This is a genomic window from bacterium (assembly GCA_029210545.1).
Classification (GTDB): domain Bacteria; phylum BMS3Abin14; class BMS3Abin14; order BMS3Abin14; family BMS3Abin14; genus JARGFV01.
Genome location: JARGFV010000014.1, coordinates 1 through 23018, shown reverse-complemented (window position 1 = coordinate 23018; position 23018 = coordinate 1). Strand labels below are relative to the sequence as shown.

Sequence of the window (23018 nt, the reverse complement as noted above, 5' to 3'; positions counted from 1 at the left end):
TATGGTTAAGACGGTGGACAACCAGTCCGCTGATAATTCGGCTCTTTCACCTCCTCCCCCCTTTGCGGTTTTTTCTTCTAAAAAATACAAAAAGGAAGCCATGAGCATGTCATGGCTTCCTTTGCGCAATCGGCAGGCGGCGGGATTGCTCCCGGCACCCTATCGTCCCGGCCATCCCGGAGGGATGTGACGGGATCGGAAGGCCCCTAACTGACTTTTTCGTCAGATATTATGGCGGGCTGTTCTGCCCGTATGTGGTGATAGGCTTGAAAAACCCATCAAACAGGATGTGCGCAGAGTGCGCATCCCGACGGGGGAGTCATCACGCCTGTAGTGCGATTGGCATGACTGCCCGTAAAATATCGAAGAGACTTCCCGCGAGGTTACAAATTGAATGCAACCGGATCTTAAACTCGTCCTACCCCTCAAAACGGGCATCTTGAATGATGCCGGATTGGATGCATACAGCGCCCACCCCGGGACACAGCATGCATATGAAACATGAACATATCCTACGAAGCTTCATTTTTCAAGGGTAAACTGGGCGATTGAAATAAAAATCACACTCTTTCAGGGCGACCTTTATCCTCCGCGGTCCCGACCCGGACGCCGAAGATATTGGGCGCTCCCCTGCGGTAGCTTTCCCCTTCCACGGCCCTGTCGAATCCGGGGGTCTTCAGATCCTCCACCTCAGGGTGCAGATCACCGGGATCGTCCCCCTCCACGCGCCAGCTCTTTATGTAGGAGCGGCATTCACCGCAGACGGCGCCGGTCAGGAACCTGTATTCCGGGTCTTCTGAAAACAGATAGCCGGACTCCTCCGGGCTCTCGTGGCCGCAGTAAGGGCAGGTAAGGCGCCTGAACCGCCAGTGAGTCTCGCAGCGGTGACAGATGAGATGCCTTTTCCCGCCCTCTCCCATGGTATAGGCGGCCGCCGGTTCTCCACCGCAGACAGGGCATCGTCCCTGCTCCCATTTACCGGTATCGAAATGGGAGAACCTGGCGGCAGCCTCGAGGAAGGACCCTTTGAGAGAGTTAAACAGGACAAACATCACTGCCTCGGGGTTTACCCCTTCCAGGTCCCCCAGCTTTTCCCTCAGGACGGCATCTCCCTCCTTGAGCCAGACAGCGGCAAGCCCATGGAAGGCATCCGGATCTTCAAGGAGGGAAGACATGGTCAAAGTAACAGTCTCGGCGTCTTCGGAATGACCGACAAGGATCTTCACCACCTCTTCGGCTCTTTTTGCCAATTCCCCGGTATCGGGCAGGATATCGACCGGCTCTAAAAGTGTGAACCCTTCGTCGAGCCGCATCTGGATCTCTTCTTCCCCCAGTTCCCTGGTATCGGCACCCTCGCCTGCACCGACACTGACCACGGGGAAAAGATCCCGGTAAAGCTGAAGAACGTCTTCCATACCCTCCGCGTCCATGGACCCAGAAAAGAGGGCATCTTTAAATGACCTGTTCCTGATAGTGCTTTCAGACATTGGAATCTCCATTGTTGCGCGTTATGCAACAGGGCAGTTTACAGTTTATAGTTGATAGTTTACAGCCTGCCATGAGCTTGTCGAATGGTCGAACTGTCGAAGGGTTCACGTTTCACGATTCACGGTTCACGGTTCACGGTTCGCGGTTCGCGGTTCGCGGTTCGCGGTTCGCAAAAAAGAGTAACAGTAAATGGTTTACTGTAAACCGTAAACTGTAAACCGTGAACTGGATCGAAAAAGATGGCGGCGGAAATTGTCAGCCGTCATCTTTTTCGATCCTCCCCATAAACACCTTCATCTCCATGCCCCCGCTGATGCGGTCAAAGGCCGGCGGGGTCAGTGTGTTGATACCGGGACCGTTCTCACCGAAAAGGGTGACGGACGCCACATGATACTGTTTGCCGTTGTCCGTGAACACGCCGACTCTCCGCGTGACGTGGACACGGGCCTCGACACCCTTTTCATTATGGGGGGAAATGATCCTGACAAGGTCCCCGGTTATCAACTCCATTCCATCGGCCAGCTCCACACCGATCTCCACGATCCTGCCTGTCCCCAGTTCCCTCAGGGCATCCCAACCGGCGGTGACGCCGCCTGTGCCCATGATATTCGCTGTCCTGTGCAAGGTGATAATGACGGGATAGGTGGTCAGGATGTCCCCAGGCCGCCTCGAAAGGTACCCCCACTGATCTTTTCCCTCATGCCTGGGTACCATGTTTGGATTGGAGCGCCCCCCTGTCAGGAAGTCGGACAGAGGGCTGTGGAAAGGCTCATAGTGCTCCGGGAACGGGCTGCCCTGCTGAACCTGTTTCCAGAACTTCACCGGCAAATGGGGACGGATAGGCAGCACATCAATGGAGGCAAAGGGTCTTGTCTCCTGTCCGTGCCACCTCAGGTAGACACCCCTCGCACTTTTTCGACGGATTATCCATGAGAACGGGTCCGCAATACCCCAGGGCCAGAACCATCCCCACCTTTCATACAGGCCCAGAGCGTACGGATCAGAGCGATCCCTGTCAGAGGCCTTCCAGCGGCCGGCCTCCACCCATCCCCTGTAAAGGTGATTCGGGCAGCGGTCTGAACTCTGCCAATCTTTACCGGGAGGAAGGAGGATATCTCCTGACAAGGCCGACCTTGAACCGTTGATCTCCGCTGCCACCTCCTCCGGAAGCCGCTCCAGGGGCCAATCCAGATCTTTCACGGGACCGGGAAGGACTCCCCCTTCATGGCTGTAATTGGTTTGGATGGAGTTGCCGAGCTGCACAACGAACCGGAGCAGGCCCGGGGAGGTATCTTCACTGCCCTCGGGCGGCGTAACCCTCCGGACCCTGCGGCCCCCGTCGGTCATGGACCCGTTCTTTTGCACGGGTGCCTGGATAGGGATAAAAAGAACTTCGGTCTTGATGGAGGTTTCCCTGCCTGGTTCAAGGCTCCAGAACAGGCTGGTCCGGTTGAGAGTGGAATCCATCACGACCAGGAGATCGAGATTGTCGAGGGCCGGTAAAATGGAGGAGCTGTCGGTAACGCTTCCCGCGGGATCAGCGCCGATGGTGATGAGAGCCCTCACCCTCTCATCTTCCATCCCCTCGAGGATGGTGCTGATGGTTGGATGCTCGTCAGGTTCCAGTACGGGCAGGTAGCTTTTCGCTCTTTGGGATGTCTGGCCCGGATACCATGAACGCAGCAGCGCCTCCAACGCTTCCCCGGACCCTTCTCCGTCGGGGTTGTCACCTTGCCGCGGCAACGGCAGATAACCCGGCAGGTAAGGCGCAAGCAGTCCCATGTCGCAGACCCCCTGGGCATTCCCTGCCCCCACCGGCAGAACGATTCCGCCCCCTTTTTTGTCCAGGTTTCCGAGAAGAGCCTGGATGGCCAGGGCCATCCGGACCTTGCCAGGTCCCGAAGGGCTTGAAAGCGCACCGGACCCGAACACAAAGGTAGCCGAAAAATCGGCGCTGGTGGTGCGTGCGAGGAGCGAGCAGGCACGGCGTAAAAGCCCTACGTCCACCCCGGCGATATTGGACACCTTCCGGATATCGTACCTTTCAAAGTTCTCCTTCATCCGCTGGAATATGGAGTAGGGCTCCTGAAGGGACTCGTCAACGATGTTCCAGTTCTGGTATTTGCCCGTCGTGTATCTCTCGTATCGACCCATCACCTCGCTGAGAGAGATATACGACGCGTCGGTGTACTCGATGAGATCGCCCTTGCTTATGTCGGCGTTGGTGAGGATCCAGCTGAGCATGGCGCCGAGTACGGCGTTGTCGGTTCCAGGGCGCAGCTGGAGCCAGAGATCCTCCCCTTTAACGGTTTCGGAACGTCGGGGATCAATGACGATGACCGTCCCCCTCCGCTGTCGAACCCGGTTCAGGGCCCTGGCCAGGGGAGGAGCCGTCAGGCCGGGGTTGCAGCCCACGAGGACCACCACGTCACTGTGGACAACCTGGGGGGCCGGATGGGTCGCTCCGGGGAACCCGAGGGAATCCATGAGTCCGAGAAGCGCCATGGCGTGGCTCGACCGGACCGTCGTGTCCATGTTTGTCACGCCGAGGGCGCGGAACAGCTTGGATACGGTGTACGCTTCCTCGTTTGTCAGGCTGCCGCCCGCCAGAACCCCGAGCCCGTCGAAACGGTTGACCGGCTTTCCCCCGTCACCGTTGACGTACCCGAGTTCCCGATCTCTCAGGTCCTTGATACGTCTGGCGGTCAGCTTAACCGCCTCTTCCCAGCCGATCTCCTTCCACCGGTTTGAACCGGGCGGCCTGTAAAGCGGAGTGACCCCGGCCGGGCTGTCATTGATGGAGGTGGTAAGAACACTGCCCCGGGCACACAGCGACCCTTCCGCGATGGGACAGTCCGGATCTCCTTCCACGTGCCAGCGGCCCTGGCCCCGGGATCGATAGATGAGTCCGCACCCCAGGGAGCACAGTGGACATCTGCTTGCAACCTCTCGGCCGAACAGGACCCTGGCAGCCGGGGCTGCCCCCAGGGGAAAGGCCTTGCCGCCCGAAAGGATGGAAGCGAGCATACAGCCGCTCGTTTTGAGGAAGGTTCGACGGTTGATTTTCATGGATTATTTAGGCTGGTGACACGTGAAAAGTGAATGGTGAAGCGTGTTTTCAATTCGATATAGGCCTATTTGGTAATTAATTAAGTTGCGGTTAACAATCAAAGTCCCTTTTCAGAAAAAATCGCATGGTCAGATGCAACGGATCAACGGCAATAGCGTTCATTTTACGGTTCACATTTCACCGCAAAAACCGATCCCACGTTTTTTGCGGTACCGGCCGATAATGGCAGAGAAAGGGCTTTGAATCAATGGGGGGAACTACGGTTTCGGGTTTCGGGTTTAGGGTTCTGATTACTGATTACTGAATACAGCTATTTTTCTTTACTGCTCTCGACTTCGCACAGGTGGTCAATGAGGACTTGGCCACCGGTCATGACGTTGCTCTTGACCCTTTCCTCCACGAGTTTATCGTCGCCCTGTCTGAAAGCCTCGATGATCTCCTCGTGCTGGCGGATGGCGTTATCGTATTGGCCCGGGAGGGTCAGGGAAACGATGCCGAACCGTTTGAAATGGTCGTTTAGGTTGTAGATGATCTGGATAAGCCTCTGATTACCGGAGAGTTTCACGAACACCTCGTGGAACCTCGTATGGGCCTTGTAGAACGCCTCCAGGTCGTTTTTGTCGATGAGTTCTCTCAGCTCCCCGTTGATCCTGACCAGTTTGTCCAGGTCTTTTTCCTGCATGTTCACCACAGCCAACCTGGCGGCCAACCCTTCGAGGGTGCTTTTGATCTCGTAAAGGTGGTACGTCTCGTCAGCGTCGATCGGAGTGACGACGGCCCCTTTCCTGGGAATGATCCTGATGAAACCTTCGTTTTCCAGCTTGCGGAACGCTTCCCTGAGAGGTGTGCGGCTGATTCCCATGGATTCGGCCAACTCCCCTTCCGAGATCTTTTCCCCGGGCTTGAACTTCCCCTTGATAATGGCTGTCTTGATCGATTCGGCGATGTCCTCGGAGAGCAGTTTTGGCTCTTCGATCCTGATCTTGAAATCGCTCATTAACCCCTCCCCGTTCCTGGCACGCGGTCATCAAACCGCCGGATCCCAGGTATGGCCGCCACCTTATTCATCGAGCTGCTCGGCCAGTTCCTCCCCACTCAACAGGGAGTGCTCCAACACCACCGCCTCGGCCAGGCGCCCGTCCTTTTTGGCAAGCGCCCGGATGATGACCCGGTGCTGCCTTACCGAATCCATGAATCGACCGGGGACCGAAAGAGCCTGGAGCCGGAACCTGAGGAACCTTTGAACAAGGGTGCCCCTGATCTCCAGCAGCTTTTCGTTGCCGCAAAGGGCTATGAAAGTGTTGTGAAATTCATTGTTTTTCCGAAAAAACGCTTCAACATCATTCCCCGGGACGAGCGCTTCGAGCTGTTCGTTGAGCTTCTTGAGCTTGTCGATGTCCTTCTTCGTGATCCTGTCGGCGGCAATGCGCGCCGCGTAACCTTCCAGGAGGCTCTTGATCTCGTAAAAATCCTGGACCTCCTTGCGGGTGATGCTCGAAACCACTGCCCCGCGCCGCGGGATCACGGTAAGGAACCCCTCGCTTTCCAGCTGGCGGAACGCCTCCCTGATGGGTGTGCGGCTGATCCCAAGCTTATCGGCCAGTTCCGGTTCCGTCAGTTTCTGACCCGACCGCAGCTCACCCTTGACGATGGAATCGCGGAGTGAGGCGACGATCTGCTCACGTAAAGTCCTGTGCTTCTTGAGTCTCATAATTACCTTTTCTTACAGCTACTTAGGATGACCCCCCTTAAAGAAAATTGAATACTGCACATTGTATACACAAATTGTCCTGATTGGTAGTGGAAATTGTGTGGAAAGGAAAAACCCCGCTTTTCCCTTTCCCCAGGACATTAAGGAGCCAGGAAAAGTCCCGCCTGGACTTTTTGCGACCCTATCAAAAGATGACTTCGCAAAAAGTCATCAGGTTTTGATTCCTCTCTTCGTTCATCGCCTGTCTTGAATCACGCCACAGGCGTGATCGAAGGATTTTCCGATCGTCGTTCTGACCGTTTACATATCTTCCCCAAAGGTGGATAAACCAGAATGGACCACAACAGGAAAAGCGGGAGACAGCGGACAGGAAAAGGGGCAAAACTCGTCCGTGTCGAAGAGATCCTGCAATCCCTCATGACGCGCCTGGACATGCCGGAGGACACCCAGGCAAAGGGCAAGGTGTTCACGGTATGGGAAGAGGCCGCAGGGAACGCGGCGCCCCATTCCAGCGCATTCCGCTTCCGCGGATCAACCCTGGTGGTGGAGGTGGACTCCCCCGTATGGCTCAACGAACTTTCCATGAGGAAGACGGAACTCATCGGCCGCCTGGAAAGGGCGGTAGGGGAAAAGGTCGTCACCGACATCAGGTTTGAGATGAAGAAGAAGAGGAGGGAATAGGAAAGGTCCCAGGTTTTATATCTCAGATCTCAGGAAAACTCACGTCCCCTGGCTTTGAGATATGAGATTTAAGACTTGGGATCAGCATTTTTCCCCTGCCCCGGATCAGAAGTAGAAGGAAAGGCCGGCAGTGATGCCACGATTGATAAAGTTACCCGAGAATTCTCCCAGGGAGGTTCCAAGGTTGAAATTGCCGCTCCAAAGGTATGAATACCCGATATCTGCCGAAAAGGCCTTACCAAGGTCCAGCAACAGACCACCCCTGAACTTGTAGGCGAGTCTCTGGATCTCGTCCTTTTCCCCAAGAAAGTGGAGTGCCAGGGCGATGGATCCGATCCCGGCCCCCATGTAGTAATGCAAGGGGCCCAGGAAAGATTGCTCATAACTCCCGTCGACCATCATGGTGCTCACATCGAACTCGGCACCCGCACCGTCCCCGACAGAAAAAACGGAGTACTCCAACCCGACCTTTCCGTCCTTTAATGCAAAACCGAAAGCTACCGCTCTTTCCTTGGCATCCTCGAGGGAAACGTTCACATCACTGATATCCGGGTCCAGAGCCGAGGTGAAGAGGATATCTGACAGCGCCGAACCTCCGCTCCTGGCTGAAATATAATAGCCCCCTCTCATGATCCTTGCCCCGGATTCGGCCCATGCGGATCCGACAATGGAAAGCACCATGAGAGCTGCGAGTGAGACCGGAACGATCCTTTTCATAAAATTTCCTTTTTTGGCTGGGACCCGGCGCAGGGTGCTGGCCGACCCGGTCTGGAGTCAATTTCCATCAGGTGCCGCCAACCAGGAACTCTACCAGAAAGGGAAGGGAGGAACAACAAATCCGGTGTCCGGGGTCATGGAGAATTTTTTCACGCGTTTCCCCCGTAAAGGATGCCCCTGGCTTCCTCAGTGTAATCCCTTCCGCTTCCTTCCCGGTACAGCACCAGCGGCTCCTCCGTAAAAGCCATTCCAACTCCGCCCCCCTTGATAGCTTCCAGCAGGACCAGGGACGGCTCCTCCCCTTCACGGGAAACCACGAACCGGGTCCGGAACGGTTCCATGCCGGCAGACTCGACCGCCTCCGTCAGGTCGTCGAAACGCCGGGCAAGGTAGATCCAGGTGGAAGCGCCGCCGTCCCTGAGAAGAGCCGCGGCGGCCCTGGCGAAATCGCCCACTTCCCCGTGCAGTTCGTGGCGGGCTGCCGCCCTTTCCGGATCCGGGCTGATCCGCCCCGTGCCCACCTTCCTGTAGGGAGGGTTGGCCACAACGAGGTCGAAACGGTCGAGTTCCTCGGGCCACGGGTAATTTTTCAGATCGGCCCGCACGAAACGGGCGTTGGCAAGGCCGTTGATCCTGGCGTTTTCCGCAGCCTGCCGGACGAGCCCCTCCTGGATCTCGATTCCCACGATGCGGCAGAAGGGGCTCTCCCTGGCCAGCAGAAGGCCCACGAACCCGTTACCGCACCCGAGGTCGGCCACGTACCAGTCGGGGGACGGCCTGAGGAAACGGGCCAGGAGAAGGCCGTCGATGGACGCTTTGACGCCGGAGGCGCTCTGTACGAGTTTGATGGGGCCGATCTGGTCGTAAGATTCTGTCATCAATGGTTTCTCATCCAAACCTTCGTACGTGCGTGAAGCGTAAGTGCGTGTAGCGTTAAGAAGCTCGTGAGCTTGTGTCCCATGCACGCTCCACTCGCCCACGCTTTACGTGTCAAGAACTTCCCCCTTGAGATCATGAATCCCGCTATCGACGATCTTCACCTGGACAAAGCTCCCGGCCTCCACCCCCTCGTCCACCCTGACCACGCCGTCAACCTCGGGAGCCTGTCCCTGGTGCCGGCCGAAGGAGCCTTCTTCATCGAACCCTTCCGCCATCACCGTCATCTCCCTGCCCACCAGTCCGCGCAGGAGTCCGGCCGAGACTTCTGACTGCTCTTCCATGAGTGTTTCTGCCCTCTCTTTCGCCACTTCGCCGGGCACCTGGGCGCCCATCCTCGAGGCCGCGGTCCCCTCCTCGCAGCTGTACGAAAACACACCCAGATGATCGATCCCCGCCTCCCGGACGAACTCCCGGAGGCGCTCGAAATCCTCCCGGGTTTCTCCGGGGAACCCCGTCATGAGGGTCGTCCTGATAAACACGCCCGGGACGGCCGCGCGGACCCTTTTCACCACTTCCATGGGAGCCGGCGCGTCTCCCCGGCCCATCCTCGCCAGGACCTGCGGGGCCACATGCTGGAAGGGGATGTCCAGGTAGGGACAGATCCGCGGGTCCGAGATCATCGCCTCCAGGAGTTCACCGGTCACCCGGGCGGGGTGGACGTACAGGACCCTGAGCCAGTAATCTCCCGGCACCCCCAGCAGGGAGTTCACCAGTCCCGGCAGGCCCGGACCTCCCCCAGTGCCTGCAAGGTCGATTCCGTACCGCCCGGAATCCTGGGCCACCAGGGTGATTTCCCTCACGCCCGACCCCACGAGATGTTCCATCTCGGCGGTCAGGGATGGGACGCTCCTGCTTGAAAAATCTCCCCGGATGGACGGGATGAGGCAGTAGGAACACCGGTTGGAGCAGCCCTCCCCGATCTTCAAATAAGCACGATGGGGTGGAAAGGAGAGGACCCGAGGGGGAAAAGAGAGTTGAGAGTTGGGAGTTGAGAGTGGAGCGTTAAGCGTCGAGAATTGAGTATTGACAACCTGTATTCTTTCGCTCTTCGCGCTTTGCGCTTCGCTCTGCTGCCCACCGGAGACAGCTGCAACAACATTATCCAGTTCGGCGGGCAGGACAAGCGCGTCGATCTCAGGCACTTCCTTCAACAGATCCTCCCCGTACCGGGCTACCATGCACCCGGTCACCACCAGGCGCCGGGGGCCCTCCGGACCTTTCAGGGACGCCAGTTCGACGATGCGGTCCAGGGATTCTTCAACAGCCTCGGTGAGGAAGGAACAGGTGTTGATGAGCAGGCAGTCGGCCAGTTCGGGTTCGTCCACGATGACGCACCCGGCCTTTTGAAGGCGGGCGAGCATTACTTCCGTGTCGACGAGGTTTTTGTTACAACCTAACGACGTAACAGCAATTTTCATGGTTGAGATACCATGAAGATGGAAGGTGGAAGGTGGAATGAAAGCGCACTGTTTTCTATTTCCTGTTCCCTATTCCTCATTCCACGATCACATTTCAGGGTTCAATGACGGCCCCTTGTGGGACAGTTAACAGTAAACGGTTTACGGTCTACAGAAAATGCAAGAGCTGTGAGATCGCACTGTGAACCGTAAACTGTAAACAGTGACAACGATCTCATTTCATGGCTCTATAACGTCCGTTCCTTCCGGCACATCCCACTTGAACAGATCATCCGGAAGTTTCGTCCCCGTCTTGAAGCCATGAAAGGTTATGGTCGTCACATTGCCCAGCTTATGATGGATGGAGATCCTCTCCACGAGGCCGGATTCGGAAGCCACCAGGAGGGAGATCTTGTCGTAGGGCAGGTTGTCTTCCACGGGGAAGAGGTCCAGAGGGAGGCTCTGTCCGGGATCGGTCCGTCTCGACTGTACGGTGAAATCCCGCTCCACCCCCTCCAGGCCTCCCAGGAAGGTGGCGGCCCCCTTCCTCATCTCCTCGGGGGTCATCTGCCTCAGGATGATCTGTTTCCTGGACGGAGTGTTTATCCAGACCCTGGAGCCGTTAAGGACCACATGGTGGGGCTGTTTGCCGCGGTAATCCCAACGCATCCGGTCGGGTGGGATGAAGGAGAGGTCTCCCTCCTCCCTGACAGTGACACCGACGCCAGGCCGTTCCTCGGTCTGGACGAAAGCCGCCGTAAGACCGGTCAGGGAATCGTAGGTGCTGCGGACGAGGGCCAGGGCCCGGTCCGCCTCGTCGTCGCAGACGGCAATGGCCGGGAATAGCAATAGAGGCGCAAAGATACATGAACCAACTAACCACAGCGCGGCCAGCTTGAGGCCGCTCCAACAGCCTTCTCTGAAGCTTTCGCCGTCGCCTTCGGCTGTGGCGTGACAAGTCGGCTTGTCAGGCAGGGTTTCACAGAGTAAACCAGCTCCAGTAAATGTTCTTTCATCCTGTTCCATGTTTTATTATTACCCTGTGTCACCCTGCTTAGCCACGTCGAAGTCACGCCTTTTGAGTGGCGAAGACGGGTGTACCCTGTGGTTGAAATTCCAGGACTTTATGCCGCAGGGCCTGAGACCGCTTCGCTCAATAACGGCTCGCGGTGACACCCTTCTTTCCGCGCCTGGGCGTTTGCACTTACCCCTTCGTTCTTCGCACTTCGCGCTGCCCCGGGACGGGGCTTAATCCACCTCGTATCTCCGCAGAACAGGCCTGGGTTTCGCGCCGTCCGGGGGGCCTATGAGACCGTCGGTCTCCATGCGTTCCACCATGCGCGCCGCCCGGTTGTATCCCACCTTGAAGTTCCTCTGGATCATGGAGGCGGAGGCGTACCCCTTCCTGGAAACGAAATCCAGGACTTCCTGGTATTTTTCGTCTTCATCCCCCTCCTCGCTCTGAAGTGAGGTGGCTGGCTGGTAATCGAAGAGGTCTTCCCGGTACTCCGGTTTGGCCTGTTCCTTGAGGAACTTGACCACCCGCGCGACCTCCTCCTCGGTGGTATAACAACCGTGGAGCCGGACGAGCTGGGACATCCCCGTCTTGACAAACAGCATGTCTCCCCTGCCGAGGAGCTGCTCCGCCCCGTTGTAGTCCAGGATAACCCGGGAGTTGGCCTTGTCGGTGACCTTGAAAGCGATCCTCCCGGTGATATTGGTCTTGATGCTTCCCGAGATGATGTCGACTGAAGGTCTCTGGGTGGCGATGATGAGGTGGATACCGGCCGCCCTTGCCATCTGGCCCAGGCGGGCGATGCACTCCTCCACATCCCGGGAGGCGGTCATCATGAGATCGGCGAGTTCGTCGATGATGACCACGATGTGGGGAAGCTTCTTATCCTCGTCATCCGGCAGGTCTTCCATCCTGGCGGTCTTCTTGTTGTAGCTGTCGACGTTGCGGGCCTTCCGGCTGGCGAGGAGCTGGTATCGCCGCTCCATCTCCACCACCAGCCAGCGCAGGGCAGACGCCGCCTTCTTGGGCTCCATGACCACCGGCGCCAGGAGATGGGGGATACCCTCGTAGGGGGACAGTTCAAGCATCTTCGGGTCCACCATGAGCAGGCGGACATCTTCCGGTGTGAGGTAAAAGAGCAAGGAGAGGATCATGGAGTTGACAGCCACGCTCTTCCCGGTCCCCGTGGCCCCTGCCACGAGCATGTGGGGCATGGAATCGAGCTCCGTCACGAAGGGGATACCGGAGGTGTCCTTGCCTATGGCCAGCCGGAGGATGCCCCCCGAGGAATCGAACTCGGCCGAGCTGAGGATCTCCCGCAGCCGGACCGTTTCGGGTTCAAGGTTCGGCACCTCGATACCAATGGCCGATTTTCCGGGGATCCTTTCGACGATGCGGATGTCGACCCCGCCCATGGCCAGGGACAGGTCCCCGGCCCTGCTCACGATCTGGCTCACCTTGACACCGGGTGCGGGCTCGTACTCGAAAACGGTGATGACCGGTCCCGGGTTAACCGCGGTGACCTGCCCGTTGATCCCGTAATCCTGGAGCTTCTTGACCAGCATGCGGCTGCGGGCCAGGTGTTCCTCCTCACTGACACCACGGTGCTGATCCTCGGGAGAATCGAGGAGCTGGAGGGGCGGCAGGGAGAATTTTCCCCTGGGCCTCGGCAGGGTGTCGAAGGTCTCCTGCCGGGGTGTGCCAGCTTTCGTCCTGCTGACCACGGCTGTCCTGTTGGTGATCCTGGGGGGGGTGACCCGTTTCTCCTTCTCCCTGGCCTTGCTCACCACTTTCTGCCGGCGTGTCCGCTCTCTCCTTTTCACGACGGATGTAAACAGCCGCCGCATCCCGCTGACGATCCAGCCGGTGACCGCCCTCAGGGACAGGTTGGTCATGATGAGGAGCGAAGCCACGAACATGGCGATAACGAAGACGTGGGCTCCGGCCACGTTAAACAGGCCGACAAGACCGTCTGCCGCCAGTTTTCCGACGATGCCCCCCGCCGGAGCCCCTCCTCCTGCCGCGAAGGTGATCGGTCCCAGCCGGAGCTGGATAAGGACGCACAAGGTCAGGACGAAAAGGAGGGCGCCTCCGGAGCGAAGGGCCCAGCTTCCCCGGTTCCGGTAGAAAAAACGGGTGATCCCGAGGAACAGGAAGAACAGCGGGATCATGAAGGCGGCCCAGCCCAGGGCCTGGATGCTGAGATCCGCCAGGTAGGCGCCCACGACACCGCCCATGTTCTGAACGGCGCCCTTTGCCGCGCCGGTGCTGTTCAGGGAGATGTCCCGGGGCGAATAGGATACGAGGGCGAGAACCAGGAACAGGCCAAGGGCGACAAAGGCCACTCCCACGATCTCACGCCAGCGGGAATGGGATGTCGGACCGGGTGATTTTTTCTCTTTCGGGGACTCTTTTTTAGACATGGAAGCCTTCAATCAAAGGGTGGTTTAATCTCACATCTCATATCTCACATCGCAGAAAAAGCGCCGTGAATTCAAAGTGTTTAAGATTTGTATTTGAGATTTGAAATCTTCTCCTTATATCAAAAAGAGCAGGGAAAGTACACCGACCAGCAGGCAGTAAACCGCGAAGGGCAGAAGGTTGCCCCGGTCGAGGATCCGCATGAGAAGGGCGATGGAAGCCCATCCCGCGACAGCCGCGGCAACCGCTCCTGCAATGTAGGGCAGGGGCAGACCGGTGTAGAGCAGGTCCCCTGATTCCAGGACCAGGGCTCCGGCAATGGCCGGGATGGAAAGGAGGAAGGAGAACCGGGCGGCGTTGGGTCCCGAAAGCCCCATGAAAATTCCGGCGGCGATGGTGGCTCCGGAGCGGGACACGCCCGGAACGAGCGCCATCGCCTGGAAGGCTCCGATGAGAAACGCTGCCGGGATCGTGAGGCCCGCAAGGGTACGACCGCTCCCGGTTCCGAGCCTGAAAGCCGCGAAAAGCAAGGCTGCCGTGAATACGAGCCCCAGTGAGGCTATGCGGGGCGCAGCGAAGAGCGGCACGATCGCGTCGGCGAAAAGAACACCCACCATCCCGGCCGGGACACTTCCGACGATCAGGAGGATGGGCAGCCGCAGTCCCTCTTCTGACGGGCGCCCGCAGTCCCGGACGATCCTGCCGATGTCCGCCCGGAAATAGGCTGTTACAGCCACCAGGGTCCCGCCGTGGAGGAGTATATCGAAGGCGGCCGGCGTACCGTCGAACCCCGGCAGCAGTGATTGGGCCAGGACCAGGTGCCCCGAGGAGGAGACGGGGAGGAATTCCGTGAGACCCTGCAATATGCCTAGCAGTATGGATTCGAACATTTGATATCTCCGAGTTGAGCTAACACGATCGATAGTGTCTCACGAAATTCCGTGCGTCCGTAGATGCGTACGTGCGTAAGGCCGAAGGAACTTATTCGCTTTTTGCCATTCGCAATCACGCACATAAGCAAGCACACACATCCGTTAGCCAACCGTTATCCTTCGCCATTATCCAATATCACGGGGATAATGGTCGGGCGCTTCTCCAGTTCCTTCCGGTAGATGCCCCTAACGGCGATCTTCAGGCTGTTCTCCAGATCCTCCCGGGAGCCGCCCTCCTTCTTCCACGCCTTCAACACCTGCCTTGCGGCTGCGGCTGCCGCAAGGTCGATCTCCTCCCCCTGCGGGCCGACGCTGACGCCCAGGCTGTGGACAGCGGGCTCCGGGATCGACTTCCCCTTCCCGGGAAGGCTGACAGCCACCACGACGACCCCTTCCCTCGCTATCCGCCGGCGATCCTTGATAACCGGGTCGCCAAGGGTGGCGATCATGGTTCCGTCCACCAGCATCCTGCCCGCCAGGACCGATTCTCCCAATGACGCCGTTTCAGGTCCCACCTCCAGGACCTGGCCCGGGTCCAGGATGTGGACGTTTTCGGGCAGGACGCCGCCTTTCCTGGCCAGTCCGGCACAGGCGACAAGGTTGCGGTAGTCCCCGTGCACCGGGACGAAATGGCGGGGAGATGTCATGGAAAGGAGGGTCAGGATCTCCCCGGCCGAGGCATGGCCCGAAACGTGGATCCGGGGCGGCGCCTGGTAATAGACCATGGCCCCCATGCGGAACAGGTTGTCGATGTTCTGAGCCACGGCCAGTTCGTTGCCCGGGATCATCCGGGAGGAAAAGATCACGGTATCACCGGGCCCGACCTGGATCTGGGAATGTTCGCCCCGGGCGATGCGGGTCAGGGCGCTGAACGGCTCTCCCTGGGTACCGGTGGTCAGGTAAACCGCTCTCCCGGCATCGGCGTGCATAAGCCCGCTGTCCGCGGTCACCACCCCCCTGGGGGGGACCAGGTAACCCAAATTTCTGGCGATCTCGAAGTTGCGGACCATTCGGCGGCCTTCCAGGACCACCTTGCGGCCCGTCCTGTGCGCGGCCCTGAGCACCGCTCCCATCCTCCCGATATGGGAAGCGAAGGTCGCCACGAAGACGCGCCCTTCGGTCTCCCGGAACATGGCCTCGATGCTGTCGGCCACATCCTCTTCGGACCCGGTAACTCCCGGCCTTTCGGCGTTTGTACTGTCGCACAGGAGCAGGTCCACCCCATCCCTTCCTGCCTGGCGCAGGGGTTCGAGTCCGGGCCCGGCTCTCCCTCCCGGGATCCTGAAATCCCCGGAGTGGACGACGGTGCCCGCAGGCGTTCTGATGATCAGCGCCGCCGAGTCGGGAATACTGTGATCCACCGGCACCGCCTCGATCACGGCGCTGCCCACCTCGAAGGGGCTGCCGAAAAGGACCTGATTCATCTCCCCCCCGATCTTCCCTTCACCGTTTCGCCCCCCCCTGCCGCCGTTAGCCAGCCTCTCCCAGGCCATCGCCAGGGTGAAAGCCGTTCCGTACACCGGCACATCCACCTGGTTCAGGAGATACGGAAGGGCGCCGACGTGATCGTCGTGACCGTGGGTCAGGACCACTCCGGTGAGCCTGTGGGCGTTCCCGGTGACGTAAGTCAGGTCCGGCAGGAAAAGGTCCACCCCCGGGTAGTTGCCCTGTGGAAACTTGACACCCACATCGATGAGGAGCATCTCGTCGGCGAACTCGAGGACGGAGCAGTTCATGCCGAAGGTCCCGACACCGCCTAAGGGGATGAAGCGCAGGGCGCCTTCTTTCACGAGAACACCCTCCAGACCTGGCGCCCCTCACGACGCGGAGAGGGGGAGACGCGGCGACGCGACGATAAAGCTTTTACTCCGTGTCCCCGTGTCCCCGTGTCACCGTGTCTAATTGTCATTTCCCCGTGTCCCCGTGTCACCGTGTCACCGTGTCTGACAATCGCGTGGCCAGTTCCGCGAACTGCTCGACCGAGAGCTGTTCCGCCCTAACACTGGCGCCGAGTCCCATCTCCTTGATGACGTCGCGCATGGTGTCCTTACCCGCCGGGGCCAGGCCCGCGGCCAGGCTGTTGACCAGCTTCTTCCGCCTCTGTCCGAAGGCCGCCTTGATCACTCTCCTGGTGAACGCCCTGTCCGGAACAGGGTACACCGCCTGCTCCAGCACCTCCCACCGCACCAGCGCGGAGTCCACCCTGGGTGGCGGGAGAAAGACACCGGGGGGTACCTTGCGAACGATCTCGGGCTTCCCAAACAGCTGGCACACGACCGAAAGGATCCCGTAATCCTTGCCGCCGGGAGGTGCGCACATCCTTCGGCCCACCTCCCACTGCACCAGGAAAACCGCCCGGGACACCCGGGCCCTGAACTCCAGCGCCCTGAAGATGATCTGTGTCGAGACCGCATAGGGAAGGTTGCCCAGCAGGACAGCTTTCCCCTCCCGCGGCAGGAGGTCGTCCCAGGAAACCCTCAGGATGTCTCCCCGGACAAGCTCGAAATCCGGGTTCCCCCCGAACTTTTTCACGAGATCGTCGAATAGCCTGGAATCCACCTCTACGCCCCTGACCTTCACACCCTCGTCGAGGATCATCTCCGTCAGACGGCCCGTACCTACCCCGATCTCGATCACCGGGTCGTCCGGGGACAGCCGGGCTGCGGCCACGATGGCCTTGAGAATATTCTTGTCATGGAGGAAGTGCTGCCCGTAGGCAGGGGGGACGTAAGGGCGGCCTTTCACGGCATAGTCCGCCGTGAAAGAGAGTGCAGGGTGCAGAGTGCAGAGTCTTGTTTGATCACACTTCCAGGATTCTGGAGGTAAAAAAATCTTGCTGATAGAATCAGGTCACGTATTCCTGGGGAGAAATCATACCCGAAATCCGCCGAAAACACCCTTCTGGTCGGGGCAGGGCATCTGATGGATGATGCCGGACGATCAGCTATCAGTAAACTCCGTCCCATATGAAAAACTCCTAAAAAGCACCGACCGGGAACCAGCCAATACCCATTGCGGATTTCGGGTTCCCGTTGACAATTATGGAAGGGTGGGGCAAATTCTCGAAATGTTTCCATTTACCAGACATTTTCGCTGGTTATACCTTACAACGGTCGTGGTAGCAACTTTGTCCGCCTGCGCCACCCCGCCCCGCGTCGGGGTTCCCGAACCTGCCGCGAAACCGGCGCCGGAGGCCGCCGCCCCGGCCCCGAAAAAAGCCGCTGCAGGCCCCGCCAGGGAACGGGAGGAACTTCTCAAGTACCAGGAGGCCGTGCGCCTTTTCCGGGAGGAGATGCGCCCTGAGGAAGCTTTCCAGATGCTGGAGAGTTTTGGGCAGATGCACCCTGACAGCGTCTACGCCGACGACGCCCTCCTGGAACAGTCCAGGATCCATCTCCACCTTGGAGAACCGCGCAAGGCTGTCAGCCTCATCAACCGCCTCCTGGAAAAGTATCCGGGGACTTCCCTGAAGAAACGGGCTTTCATGGAACTCGCCCTGATCCACAAGGATCAGGGCAGGTGGAAAGATTGCATCGAGGCTGCCCAAAGCGTTCTCACGCTGTCGCCCCTGCCCGACGAGGAGGCCGACATCCTGGCAGCTTCGGCCGTGTGCCGGGCGGAGCGCCGGGACCGTGAAGGAGCGTTTGCCGACCTGGTGCGGGGCTATCGCGCCGCCATGACCGATGACGCGAGGGCAAAGGCGCTCGCCGTCCTGGGTACAGTGACGGCAAATCTCAATGACCGCGGTATCGAGAGTATCCTTGCGGGTTCGGACGGTTTTGAACCTTACGGCACCCTCGCCATGATCCTCATCGAAAGGGACCTGGAAAAAGGGTACAACGCCGAAGCCATGTCCACGCTGATGGATCTTCTCATCAACTACCCGGGCGAGCTTCCCGATGAACGTGTCCAGGCCGCGTATTCTCTCATCCAGGACCGCCTGCTGGTGCGGACCAACACCATCGGAGCGGTGCTGCCCCTTTCGGGCCGCTACGCCGTTTTCGGCCAGAAAGCCCTGCAGGGCATCCAGGCCGCCTTCGACTTTCAGCTTCCCGACACGGGCAGGGAGCCGGGGGCGTTCAACCTGGTGGTGAAAGATTCGGGGGCCGATCCTGTGCAGGCTGCCCAGGCAGTGAGAGACCTGTCCGAGTCAGACCAGGTTATCGCCATCATCGGGCCCATCTTCTCGAGAACAACCCGGGCGGCGGCCGAGGCTGCGGAAGAATCGAAAACCCCCATGATCTCCCTCTCCCCCGACCCCGAGATCCCCTACCTTGGGAAAAACGTGTTCCGGCGCGCCCTGGTAGACGCCCAGCAGGTCAGCTCCCTCGTCCGCATGGTCAGTGACCGGCTCCTGATGACACGGTTCGCCTTCCTTTACCCTGATAACGCCTACGGCAAGGAGATGATGCACAGGTTCTGGGACCAGGTCGACCTGCGGGGAGGCGAAGTGGTGGCAGCGGAGAGCTTCCCCGAGGGGCAGACCGACTTTGGTCCGCAGATCCGGGCCATGGTGGGGCTCAACAGGAAGATGACCGCCGAGGAACTGGCCCGGAAAGAGTCCGGGATCAGGATCGAGCTGGAACCGGTCATCGATTTCGAAGCTCTTTTCATCCCCGCCGATTTCCAGACGGTGGGGCTCATGGCTCCGCAGCTTGCATTTTACGACGTCAACGAGGTGCTGGTACTGGGTACCGACGGCTGGAACAGTCCCTGGCTGGTGGAACTCGGAGAGAACCACGTGGAAGGAACCCTTTTTACGGGAGGTTACGTCCACGACCTGGAAAACCCCCAGGTAAGGGAACTCACTGAAAAGTACTGGCTGGCTTTCGGGGAGGACGCCCAGTCCATGGCCGTCCAGGCCTGGGATTCGGCCCGGATCATCCGCGCCGGTATCGAATCGGGACAGGTCACAGACAGGAGCAGCCTGAGGGAGTACCTCATGGGCCTCAGGGATTATCCTTCCGCCGAGGGCCCCCTGACCACCGACGGGAACGGCGATATCCTCCAGCGGCCTTTCCTGCTCACGGTGGAAAGCGGGCAGATTGTGCCATACGAAATAGAATTCGACTAAAAGCGATCCAAGGTCCAAGATCCAAAATCCAAGATAAAACCATAAAATTCCTGTATTGTATAAAGTTGTTTTGTTTCCGGGTTTGCTTGCTATTCTCGATTGCAGGCAGACCCAGGTTATGCTCAAAACATTTCAGACTCAAAATGCATTTTAGATCTTGGTTCTTGGATCTTGGATTCTTCTGTTGCTGATTCATCGATCAATCCAAATACTTCGATCCGCGAATCAGCAACAGGAGGAAAAACGGCCCCCCGAGCAGCGCCGTGATCACCCCCACCGGGATCTCGGCGGGTGCGATGACGGTCCGGGCGAAAGTATCGCATACCGTGAGGAATATCCCGCCGAACAAGACGGTGGCCGGGATGAGAGCCCGGTGACCGGGTCCGACCATGAGGCGGCAGATGTGTGGGACCATGATCCCCACGAACCCGATGGGCCCGCACACGGCGACCACCCCTCCCACCAGCAGCGACGTGGCGAAGAACAGCCTTCGCTGCACGCCGACCACACTCACCCCCCGGCTGGCGGCGATCTCCTCCCCGGTGGTGAGCAGGTCCAACTCCCTCGAACTGATCAGGACAAGAGCGATGCCCGCCGCTACAAAGGGCACCATCTGGAACACCGACCTGAACCCTGCCACCTCCAGTCCACCCATGAGCCAGCGGATGATCCGGAAGGTGTGGGTGAAATCGGACAGGTACTGGATAAACAGGTTGAGGCTGGAGAAGAAAAAGTTTACCGCCACTCCCGCCAGCAGCAGGGTGGCCGTAGTGAGCATGGCTCCAGACCGGGTGAGCGCCCTCGATATCCCGTAAACCAGGAGAACGGAAAGGGCAGCCCCTGAAAGGGCCGCCATGGAGATGCCGGAGATCCCCAGCAGGGCCACAGACACTCCGAACCGGATGGTCATGGCCGCGCCCAGGGCGGCCCCCGACGCGACACCCAGGGTGAAGGGGGTCGCCAGCGGGTTACGGAACAGGGCCTGGAACGCCATCCCGGCGACAGCCAGCCCCGCGCCGGTGAGCCACGCCGCCAGGACCCTCGGCAGCCGGATCTTACAGAAAATATCGTATTCCTTGCCGGGAACCGGTCCCCCGCCAAAGATATCGAGGAGCGAAATGGGGGTCATCCCCACGAAGGGGGCCACGCCGAGGACGACGATCGTCGCCGCGGCCAGGACGATAAGGACCAGGGTGACTCTCCCGGCTTTCATGAACCGGGCCCTTCCGGCACCACCATGGGGCGGCCTGTGACCGGGTGCCCGACGAAGGTAAATGGGCGTGTGTAGATGCGCTCGAGAACGGCGTTGTCCATGAACGCATCCGGCGGGCCGTCGAAAACGAGTTCCCCGTCCACGAGGGCCACCACCCGGTCCGAGTAAAGGGCCGCGTGGTTGATGTCATGGGTCACCGCCAGGACGGTGACCCCGGAGTCACGGTTAAGATTGAGCAGAAGGGACTGCACGTCGCCGGCGTGGAGCGGGTCCAGGAATGTCGTGGGTTCGTCCAGGAGAAGGATCCTGGCGCCCTGGGCCAGGGCCGCCGCGATCAAAACTTTCTGCCGCTCTCCACCGCTTAAGGTCCGGATGTCCCTTTCGGCAAAGCGGGCGGTCCCCGTCAGGGTGAGGGACCGGTCCACGATCTCAAGGTCTTCGGTTCCGGTGAAGGTGAAGGGGCTGTGATGGGGGTAGCGGCCCATGAGAACGAACTGCCGGACCGTGAAAGGGAACGCCGTCCCGTCGGCCTGGGGAACGTAGCAGACCCGGGCGGCCAGCTGTTTCTGGGTCATGTCCGAAGTCGACCGCCCCTGGACACGCACCCTGCCGGACCAGTCCGACCTGATCCCCATGAGGCACTTTAAAACGGAGCTCTTTCCCGCCCCGTTGGGTCCGACGATCGACAGGTACTGCCCCCTGGGGACGGAGAAGGTCACATCCCTGAGGATCATCACGTTCCCGATCGAAAGGGAAAGGTTCTCAATTTCGAGAACAAGATCATTTTTTATATCAATCTCAGATCTCATATCTCAAATCTCAAAAACCAGCCTCTCACCCGCTCGTTTCACTCTACGACAAGCTCATGGTCTACGACTCTCTAAAAAACCCCAGGACTCATCCATCAGATTCAAAAGCTTGACCACAGCGCGGCCACCTGAAGGCCGCTCCACAGGGTTACACGGGGTAAGGATAAAACAGTACTCAAATCCTGGTAGGGTTCAGGCCATACCCAAGACCTTTTTGCTTCTCCAACCACACTGAACCAGACACCATGTTCTTCTCTGCGATCTCTGTGTGCTCAAGCTCTCACGCCAATGGCGTGAGAGCGGGCGAGAGATGGTTTTGACTTTTTGGCCCCAGGGCGCGTTGTTTCTCGCCTTTCTTTGCGTCTTGGCGTCTTGGCGTGAGGCCGCCTTTCAGGCTCCATTGTGACGTCACCGCAATCCATTCTCCATTTTCCACCCATTCGACAAGCTCAGGGCCTATGGCTTTCCACTTTCCACTCTCGATCCACTCTCGTGGATCAGGCCAGCCATTTCCTCCAGAAGAGTCACGAACCTGGGTCCCGGGATAACGACGTAGTCCCCGCCCAGGATGTGAACATTCCCGTTCTTCACTGCCCGCAGACCCGGAATGTCGTTCCACCGCGAGAGGAGAGCCGGCATGTCATCATCCGGCCCGAGATCGGGGATCATCTCCAGGATGACATCCGGATCGATCCTGGCGATCCCCTCCGCGGACAGCGCCGGGAACTTGAGGGTCTCTTCGCTGTAGGCGTTCTGTCCTCCCGCCAACCTGATAAGGTCGTCATAAAACCCGTCTTTCCCGGAAACGTATATCTCCCCTGAAGCTCCCGGTTCCAGGCTTCGGCCCACGGCAACCAGGACCCTCGGTGTGAAATTGAAATTGTAACCGGAAACGACCTTCGACAAGCGGGCCTTAAGCTCCTTTACCTGCTTCCTTGCTAAGGCAGGTGCACCGCAGGCCCTTCCAATGACGGCGATTGAATCCACGATACCGTTCACCCGGCTGTGGTCCACGGCCAGGGTTGCGATCCCCAGTTCGCGCAGACGGTCACGGGCCTCTTCGTGCTGCGCGATATGGATCACCAGGTCCGGCGCCAGGGCGAGGACAGCCTCGTAATTGACGTCCAGGTAGCCCCCCACCTTCGGTTTTTCCAGGACTTCGGGCGGGTAGTCGCAGTAGCGGGTCACGCCCACGACCTTTTCCCCCAATCCCAGTTCGAAGAGGATCTCGGTGACGCTGGGGGCCAACGAGACGATGCGGGTGACTTCCGCATCGTCGAGGGGGCGAGGGGGCGAGGGGGCGACTGAGGGATCGGAGCAGGATGACTGGAAAACAGCTACCAGAATTATCAGCGCTGTTTTCCAGGCAGTGAAGCGTGAAGCGTAAAGGGTGAAGCGTGGCAAAACGCAACCTTTGAGACATGAGATCTGAGATCTGAGATCAAAAGCCTTTTCGGATCTTGGATTTTGGTTCCTGGATCTCATTGTTCCAACCTGAACACATAGGCGATCGCCCTCTCCGATCCCACAGGCACGCCGAACCTGGAAGCC

17 protein-coding genes and 1 riboswitch are annotated in these 23018 nt (G+C 59.1%); of the genes, 2 read left to right on the top strand and 15 right to left on the bottom strand.

The window, feature by feature from the left end; translation table 11 throughout:
• Positions 1-100: 100 nt before the first annotated feature.
• Positions 101-213: riboswitch (molybdenum cofactor riboswitch) on the bottom strand.
• Positions 214-560: 347 nt separating this feature from the next.
• The 4 genes from P1S46_02870 to P1S46_02855 all read right to left on the bottom strand — a co-directional run bounded on the left by P1S46_02870 (position 561) and on the right by P1S46_02855 (position 6269).
• Complete coding sequence (locus tag P1S46_02870; protein ID MDF1535429.1) at positions 561-1487, bottom strand: formate dehydrogenase accessory protein FdhE; 927 nt, start codon at positions 1485-1487, stop codon at positions 561-563.
• Positions 1488-1743: 256 nt separating this feature from the next.
• Complete coding sequence (locus P1S46_02865) at positions 1744-4557, bottom strand: molybdopterin-dependent oxidoreductase (GenBank protein ID MDF1535428.1); 2814 nt, start codon at positions 4555-4557, stop codon at positions 1744-1746.
• Positions 4558-4868: 311 nt separating this feature from the next.
• Entirely contained in the window at positions 4869-5555 is a 687-nt protein-coding gene (locus tag P1S46_02860) for a GntR family transcriptional regulator (protein MDF1535427.1), read from the bottom strand.
• A 63-nt stretch (positions 5556-5618) separates the two neighbouring features.
• Positions 5619-6269, bottom strand: coding sequence for a GntR family transcriptional regulator (locus P1S46_02855; protein MDF1535426.1), 651 nt, complete (start codon positions 6267-6269; stop codon positions 5619-5621).
• Positions 6270-6602: 333 nt separating this feature from the next.
• Between P1S46_02855 and P1S46_02850 the strand changes: the two genes are divergently transcribed.
• On the top strand, positions 6603-6950 hold the full coding sequence (locus P1S46_02850) for a DUF721 domain-containing protein (protein MDF1535425.1): 348 nt from the start codon (positions 6603-6605) through the stop codon (positions 6948-6950).
• 105 nt (positions 6951-7055) lie between these two features.
• Here the strand turns inward: P1S46_02850 and P1S46_02845 are convergent, their stop codons facing one another.
• From P1S46_02845 to rsmA, 8 genes are all read right to left on the bottom strand, one after another.
• Positions 7056-7667 carry a hypothetical protein gene (locus P1S46_02845; GenBank protein ID MDF1535424.1) on the bottom strand — a complete coding sequence of 204 codons (612 nt, stop codon included), beginning with the start codon at positions 7665-7667 and terminating at the stop codon, positions 7056-7058.
• Positions 7668-7816: 149 nt separating this feature from the next.
• Positions 7817-8545, bottom strand: a complete 729-nt coding sequence (locus P1S46_02840; protein ID MDF1535423.1) for a methyltransferase domain-containing protein — start codon at positions 8543-8545, stop codon at positions 7817-7819.
• A 105-nt stretch (positions 8546-8650) separates the two neighbouring features.
• Positions 8651-10024: a 30S ribosomal protein S12 methylthiotransferase RimO gene (gene rimO / locus P1S46_02835; GenBank protein MDF1535422.1), complete on the bottom strand. Its 1374-nt coding sequence runs from the start codon at positions 10022-10024 to the stop codon at positions 8651-8653.
• A gap of 219 nt (positions 10025-10243) precedes the next feature.
• Positions 10244-10852, bottom strand: a complete 609-nt coding sequence (locus tag P1S46_02830) for an outer membrane lipoprotein carrier protein LolA (protein ID MDF1535421.1) — start codon at positions 10850-10852, stop codon at positions 10244-10246.
• A gap of 399 nt (positions 10853-11251) precedes the next feature.
• Complete coding sequence (locus P1S46_02825; protein ID MDF1535420.1) at positions 11252-13441, bottom strand: DNA translocase FtsK 4TM domain-containing protein; 2190 nt, start codon at positions 13439-13441, stop codon at positions 11252-11254.
• A gap of 114 nt (positions 13442-13555) precedes the next feature.
• A complete protein-coding gene (locus P1S46_02820) occupies positions 13556-14329 on the bottom strand; it encodes an undecaprenyl-diphosphate phosphatase (protein MDF1535419.1) in 774 nt (257 codons plus the stop codon).
• 155 nt (positions 14330-14484) lie between these two features.
• Entirely contained in the window at positions 14485-16161 is a 1677-nt protein-coding gene (locus P1S46_02815) for a ribonuclease J (GenBank protein ID MDF1535418.1), read from the bottom strand.
• 136 nt (positions 16162-16297) lie between these two features.
• A complete protein-coding gene (rsmA, locus tag P1S46_02810) occupies positions 16298-17116 on the bottom strand; it encodes a 16S rRNA (adenine(1518)-N(6)/adenine(1519)-N(6))-dimethyltransferase RsmA (GenBank protein MDF1535417.1) in 819 nt (272 codons plus the stop codon).
• A gap of 382 nt (positions 17117-17498) precedes the next feature.
• Between rsmA and P1S46_02805 the strand changes: the two genes are divergently transcribed.
• Positions 17499-19445, top strand: a complete 1947-nt coding sequence (locus P1S46_02805; GenBank protein MDF1535416.1) for an ABC transporter substrate-binding protein — start codon at positions 17499-17501, stop codon at positions 19443-19445.
• 199 nt (positions 19446-19644) lie between these two features.
• Here P1S46_02805 and P1S46_02800 read toward each other — a convergent pair whose 3' ends face one another.
• The 3 genes from P1S46_02800 to P1S46_02790 form a co-directional block, all read right to left on the bottom strand.
• Positions 19645-20658 carry an iron ABC transporter permease gene (locus P1S46_02800; GenBank protein MDF1535415.1) on the bottom strand — a complete coding sequence of 338 codons (1014 nt, stop codon included), beginning with the start codon at positions 20656-20658 and terminating at the stop codon, positions 19645-19647.
• Positions 20655-21467: an ABC transporter ATP-binding protein gene (locus tag P1S46_02795; GenBank protein ID MDF1535414.1), complete on the bottom strand. Its 813-nt coding sequence runs from the start codon at positions 21465-21467 to the stop codon at positions 20655-20657. Before P1S46_02795 ends, P1S46_02800 begins: the two co-directional genes overlap by 4 nt.
• 456 nt (positions 21468-21923) lie before the next feature.
• Positions 21924-22871, bottom strand: a complete 948-nt coding sequence (locus tag P1S46_02790) for a helical backbone metal receptor (GenBank protein ID MDF1535413.1) — start codon at positions 22869-22871, stop codon at positions 21924-21926.
• Positions 22872-23018: the final 147 nt, after the last annotated feature.

Bases quoted from the DNA above. Each gene is read 5' to 3' on its own strand.
- P1S46_02870 (MDF1535429.1), bottom strand. From the start codon at position 1,487: ATGTCTGAAAGCACTATCAGGAACAGGTCATTTAAAGATGCCCTCTTT.
- P1S46_02865 (MDF1535428.1), bottom strand. From the start codon at position 4,557: ATGAAAATCAACCGTCGAACCTTCCTCAAAACGAGCGGCTGTATGCTC.
- P1S46_02860 (MDF1535427.1), bottom strand. From the start codon at position 5,555: ATGAGCGATTTCAAGATCAGGATCGAAGAGCCAAAACTGCTCTCCGAG.
- P1S46_02855 (MDF1535426.1), bottom strand. From the start codon at position 6,269: ATGAGACTCAAGAAGCACAGGACTTTACGTGAGCAGATCGTCGCCTCA.
- P1S46_02850 (MDF1535425.1), top strand. From the start codon at position 6,603: ATGGACCACAACAGGAAAAGCGGGAGACAGCGGACAGGAAAAGGGGCA.
- P1S46_02845 (MDF1535424.1), bottom strand. From the start codon at position 7,667: ATGAAAAGGATCGTTCCGGTCTCACTCGCAGCTCTCATGGTGCTTTCC.
- P1S46_02840 (MDF1535423.1), bottom strand. From the start codon at position 8,545: ATGACAGAATCTTACGACCAGATCGGCCCCATCAAACTCGTACAGAGC.
- rimO (MDF1535422.1), bottom strand. From the start codon at position 10,024: ATGAAAATTGCTGTTACGTCGTTAGGTTGTAACAAAAACCTCGTCGAC.
- P1S46_02825 (MDF1535420.1), bottom strand. From the start codon at position 13,441: ATGTCTAAAAAAGAGTCCCCGAAAGAGAAAAAATCACCCGGTCCGACA.
- P1S46_02820 (MDF1535419.1), bottom strand. From the start codon at position 14,329: ATGTTCGAATCCATACTGCTAGGCATATTGCAGGGTCTCACGGAATTC.
- P1S46_02800 (MDF1535415.1), bottom strand. From the start codon at position 20,658: ATGAAAGCCGGGAGAGTCACCCTGGTCCTTATCGTCCTGGCCGCGGCG.
- P1S46_02795 (MDF1535414.1), bottom strand. From the start codon at position 21,467: ATGAGATCTGAGATTGATATAAAAAATGATCTTGTTCTCGAAATTGAG.